Annotated in this window: 5 protein-coding genes and 1 pseudogene; 1 reads left to right on the top strand and 5 read right to left on the bottom strand. The window is 47.5% G+C overall.

The features are described 5' to 3' along the window. The 3 genes and pseudogenes from RMO84_RS08775 to RMO84_RS08765 all read right to left on the bottom strand — a co-directional run. Positions 1 to 503 (bottom strand): annotated as a pseudogene (locus RMO84_RS08775) (RNA ligase (ATP)); the annotation flags it as partial. A gap of 208 nt (positions 504 to 711) precedes the next feature. After that, positions 712 to 1,608 (bottom strand): MBL fold metallo-hydrolase, encoded by an 897-nt coding sequence (locus tag RMO84_RS08770; protein WP_310488097.1) that lies wholly within the window; start codon positions 1,606 to 1,608, stop codon positions 712 to 714. A gap of 129 nt (positions 1,609 to 1,737) precedes the next feature. Next, positions 1,738 to 2,628: an alpha/beta fold hydrolase gene (locus tag RMO84_RS08765; RefSeq protein ID WP_310488096.1), complete on the bottom strand. Its 891-nt coding sequence runs from the start codon at positions 2,626 to 2,628 to the stop codon at positions 1,738 to 1,740. Positions 2,629 to 2,830: 202 nt separating this feature from the next. On the opposite strand from RMO84_RS08765, the gene RMO84_RS08760 reads away from it, so the two are divergent. Continuing rightward, positions 2,831 to 3,055, top strand: coding sequence for a type II toxin-antitoxin system prevent-host-death family antitoxin (locus RMO84_RS08760; protein ID WP_310488095.1), 225 nt, complete (start codon positions 2,831 to 2,833; stop codon positions 3,053 to 3,055). A gap of 74 nt (positions 3,056 to 3,129) precedes the next feature. On the opposite strand, the gene RMO84_RS08755 is transcribed toward RMO84_RS08760, so the two are convergent. Both RMO84_RS08755 and RMO84_RS08750 read right to left on the bottom strand, forming a co-directional pair. Continuing rightward, positions 3,130 to 3,936, bottom strand: a complete 807-nt coding sequence (locus tag RMO84_RS08755; RefSeq protein ID WP_310488094.1) for a class III extradiol ring-cleavage dioxygenase — start codon at positions 3,934 to 3,936, stop codon at positions 3,130 to 3,132. 99 nt (positions 3,937 to 4,035) lie between these two features. After that, positions 4,036 to 4,476 carry a MarR family winged helix-turn-helix transcriptional regulator gene (locus tag RMO84_RS08750; protein WP_396135807.1) on the bottom strand — a complete coding sequence of 147 codons (441 nt, stop codon included), beginning with the start codon at positions 4,474 to 4,476 and terminating at the stop codon, positions 4,036 to 4,038. Positions 4,477 to 4,501 lie beyond the last annotated feature (25 nt).

The raw sequence follows: 4,501 nt of genomic DNA, 5'->3' as shown, positions 1-4,501 counted from the left end.
GTACCATGGATTTTTTCTGTAGCCACCACTGCTTCGCCGACTTCTAATAAATTTGGGTAGCTCCGCATGTTTTCCAGGTTGGTGTACTTTGGAAAATAGGGATCGTCAACCGCACTATCGCCAGCTTGAGCTTTAACTGGTGGAAAGTATTTCGTCGCCCTATAAAACTCCGCCACATCTTCACCCAATTTCATCCCCACTTCGGGCTGAACGACCAAGCCAAACGACGGCTCGCCCCGCAATTTAATCCGGTAGACTACCAACACGCGATCGCCATTAATATCAGTTTTCTCAGATAAATAAGTAGCCACATTCAATCGATCGGCAACTTCTTTTGGCAACACTGTGCCCTGCTCGAAATAAACGACCAAATCTCCAGATTGATGCACGCCTTTTTTGACACACATTTGCCAACCTTGCACGGTGGCTAATTCTAATGCGTCAGCATTTTCATGCGGTTTAATCTCTAAAATTTCGCAGACTTCAACTTTAATCGTGCTCATATTTAATTTTCCAGGTGCGCTCGATCGTGTCTTTGATAATTGCGATCTGGCTGTCACCAGCCTAACACAAGAATTAAGTTGGTAAAATAGAAACTATATAATATTTTGGAATGGTACCTCTCGATCGCCGATCGCATTGTAACCGCCACGGATAGTAATCTCCTATGCCAACAGTGCGCGATCGATTGGCACAATTTAGATTAGCTAATCAGACAGTCTGCATCCACTCAACGCACAAATCCATCTGTTCGTGCATCTTAGCAACATCAGCATGATAGCGTCTACCATGACCGGGTAACACCCATTCAAAATCATAATTAGCTAATTCTCTCATCGACTTAATCTGTTCTGCCCACGAATACCAACAGGCATCGCGAACTGCTCCCAAATGTCCGAGCTGACTACGAAAAGCCAGATGATCGCCGCTGAATAAAAACCGATCTTTGTATAGTAAAACTGTGTGCCCTTTGGTGTGTCCGGGGACGGGGATAATTACTAATTCAGGAGTAAATCCAACTACATCTTGCCCCTGAATTTTGTGTTCCACATTTCGAGTATCGGCAGTAATCTCATCTTGATGGAGAATGCGATCGCAACCAAAATGTTCGTGAAACTTTTGATGGTCGGCAACATCATCACGATGGGTCAGATATAAATATTTTATCCCGCCCATTGCTTCAACTTGTTTGACCAACGGCGGCGTAAATCGCGGCGAATCTACCAGAATATTGCCATCGGGCTGTTGAATCAAATAACTCGCTGCACCATAAGAATCCTCAGCATGATAACCGCAATGGTACACATTCTCAGTAACTAACAGCGGCAGCGATACTTGAGCTTGTTTGATATCTTCCGGTTTATTTATAGTCCCGATCGATCCCGTCGGACAGGATAATAATGCTTGCAGAGCTTGCAATCTTTCGTTGGGATCGATCGGTTGATGATAAACTGCCGACATCTCATTTTGTCGTTGGCGAAGCCTCTCCCCTGGAGAATCGAATACCATTGGAGCCATCCAGCGACAAGTATCGCAATCGATACAACTAGTATCGACATACAGATCGCCATCGCTATTTTCAGCGCGTCTATTTGCTACATGTGCCATGCTATAGCTGCCATTATTTAGAGAAAATCCCCTCCTTGGAGCGAAAAGTGCGGTCTTGGGGTTTCCACAAGTAGAGCACCTCTTCAAGACCGGGGTGCCCATCGGGCGGGGTGGGTAGATCTCCCCCAATTACCTTACCCCTTTCAACCACTCCAACATCGCGGGATTGACCACTTCTGGATACTCATCGTGGGGACAATGCCCCGCATTCGGAATCGAAACAACCTTTATGGGCTTCCCTGCTTCAGCGAGTTCCCGATACACCTTCGCACCCTTAATTGGCGTCCACGGGTCATTCTCACCCCATAATACCAGTAACGGTTTAGTCACTTCGGGCAATAACGACTCAGGCGTCGGCCCTGGCGGGGCAGTAAGAATCGAGGCAAAAACTTGCTGTGCGCCCGGATCGCAAGCTGGTTCGTAAATAATATCGATCAGTTCGTCAGTGACGGCTTCACGACGCGGATAGACCTGATACAGACTGCTGCGAATGCGGGATTTCTGCCGGACTCGATCGAATAAAAACTGACCGAAAGCTGGGGATGCGACAATATTCGTAAATATGCCCATCACATTCCGCAGCAGGAAATTCAACTCGTCTGGGCGATGGTTCAATCCCCCCGCACAATTAATCAACACGCCACCCGCACTAATTTCGGGGTGATGTGCCACCAACATCAGACTGAGCAACGCCCCGATCGAATTACCGACAAATACCGTTGGCTGGTTAATATACTCGTGCCAGAAGTCTACAACCAATTCTTCCCACAGTTCCATGCTGTAGTCGATCTGCGCCTTATCCGAGCCACCAAATCCCAGTAGATCGATCGCGTACACCTGATATCCACCCTCGGCTAAGATCGGTATATTCTTGCGCCAATGGTCGATCGAGGCACCGAAACCATGAATCAACAATAGCGGTTGACCCTCACCTGTCACGCTATATTTAATCTGATGTCCGCGCCAGTTCCAGGTGAGCTTTTCGGCAATACGGAGCGGTGTTAGGGATGTTGCGGTCATGAATGATATGGGACTAAAGCTACTCCTTCGATCTTAGTGAAAAACTTTGATGAAGGAAAGGTGCGGTTTCTCACATCTCTTACTAGCTAGTCGATCGATTCCAACGATAGTTTAGATTGGGGTAATCCTGCTAGAGACTTCGCTTCACAGATCGAGCCAATTGGATTGCACTAAACCTAGTTTGTAAACTAAGTTGCCAGCTATGGATACTGTCAATATTCATCAAGCCAAAACCCATCTATCCCAATTGTTAGCGCGGGTAGAGCTAGGCGAAGAGATTACGATCGCCAATCGCGGAGTACTAGTGGCAAAATTAGTACCCATAAATATAAATAAACTCGATCGGCGGAGTAGTATGGGGATCGATCGAGGCTTGCTTCAAGTACCCGCAGATTTATTAGCCGCCTTCGAGGGAGAAGAAGATTGAAGTTGCTGTTAGATACTCAATGTCTCTTATGGTGGTTTACAGAACCAGAGCGACTGAATAACCCCATCTTGTAATTACACCGATCCACTAAAAGCGTAAGCAGCCATACTAAATGCGCCGTAATTATAGCTGTGATGCAATTGCACCCCTTTGACATCAATACCTCCGGCACCTAATGCCACAAATAAAGGTAGTAAATGTTCATCAGTGGGATGATTCTTTTCTGCATAGGGTGCGATTTGGCGATAGTTCGAGATCGCGTCCCAATTGCCTTCGGCAATTCTTTCGGCCAGCCATTCATCGAAAACTTTCACCCAGTCAGGTGGGGGCGCGTCATAGTAACTGTCAAATTCCCACATGTTATGGGTGGCACTCCCACTGGCTAAAATCAATATACCTTCTGCTCTAAGAGGTGCGAGTGCTTGGCCGATCTGGAAGTGGTGCAAGGCTCCAGCATGGTATTGGATCGAAAGCTGGGTGACGGGAATATCCGCATCTGGATATGCCAACATTAGCGGCGTCCATGCGCCGTGGTCGAGTCCGCGACTAGGATCTGTCCGACTAGCAATCCCGGCCTGGGCGAGTAAATCTACGACTCGATCGGCCAATTCTGGCGCACCAGGCGCAGGATATGCGAGTTGATACAGTGCCGCTGGGAAGCCAGAAAAATCATGGATGGTTTTGGGCTGTATGGCTTTGCTTACCGTCGGTTCGGCAGAATTCCAGTGAGCAGAAATAACTAGAATTGCTGTCGGTTTGGGAAATTGTTGATGCAACGATCGCAAAAAATGTGTCACTGCCCCATCCCGAATCGGCAGATCCGGTGCGCCGTGAGAGATAAATAATGTCGGTAGCGGATTCATGTCGATCGATTCCATCATGCTCAAACATTTATAACTAGATTAGTTCTAATTAGAACTAATTAATCTCAGCATATCCGATCTATTCAAAATTTGGCAAGGGTTGCAAGCAAATCCAGTCTAAAAAGCTTGCCGGAGCCGACCGAGCAACACTTTCAGTAGTTCTAGCTCCACAGGATCGATCTTATCGAATCGTTCCTTCAGATGAGCGAGATGCAGGGGGAAGACTCGATCGAATACTGCTTGCCCTGCGGGAGTCAATTGCACGAGCACGTTGCGGCGATTCTCTGCCGGAGTTTCGCGACAAACAAGCTGCTTTTGGATTAATCGATCGATCACCCCGGTTAAAGTGCCTTTGGTAATCAAGGTTTTCTCGCCCAATTCGCCCATACACAGGCCATTGGTATTACCGAGCGTGGCAATGACATCAAATTGGGCAGGGGTGAGGTCGAACTGTCTGACGTGCGCCTCAGAATAGGCAGCGAGGGCTTGATATGCTGTTGCCAGCTCCCGCACTACTGGCAGAAAAGACTCGTTTGAAGTTTCGGCGGCAGCAGACATAATAGGAAATTTGCAAGTACTGTTC

Source organism: Chamaesiphon sp. VAR_69_metabat_338, assembly GCF_031423935.1.
Taxonomy (GTDB): domain Bacteria; phylum Cyanobacteriota; class Cyanobacteriia; order Cyanobacteriales; family Chamaesiphonaceae; genus Chamaesiphon.
The sequence above is the reverse complement of the archived record's forward strand: the minus strand, read 5'-3'. Positions and strand labels throughout refer to the sequence as shown.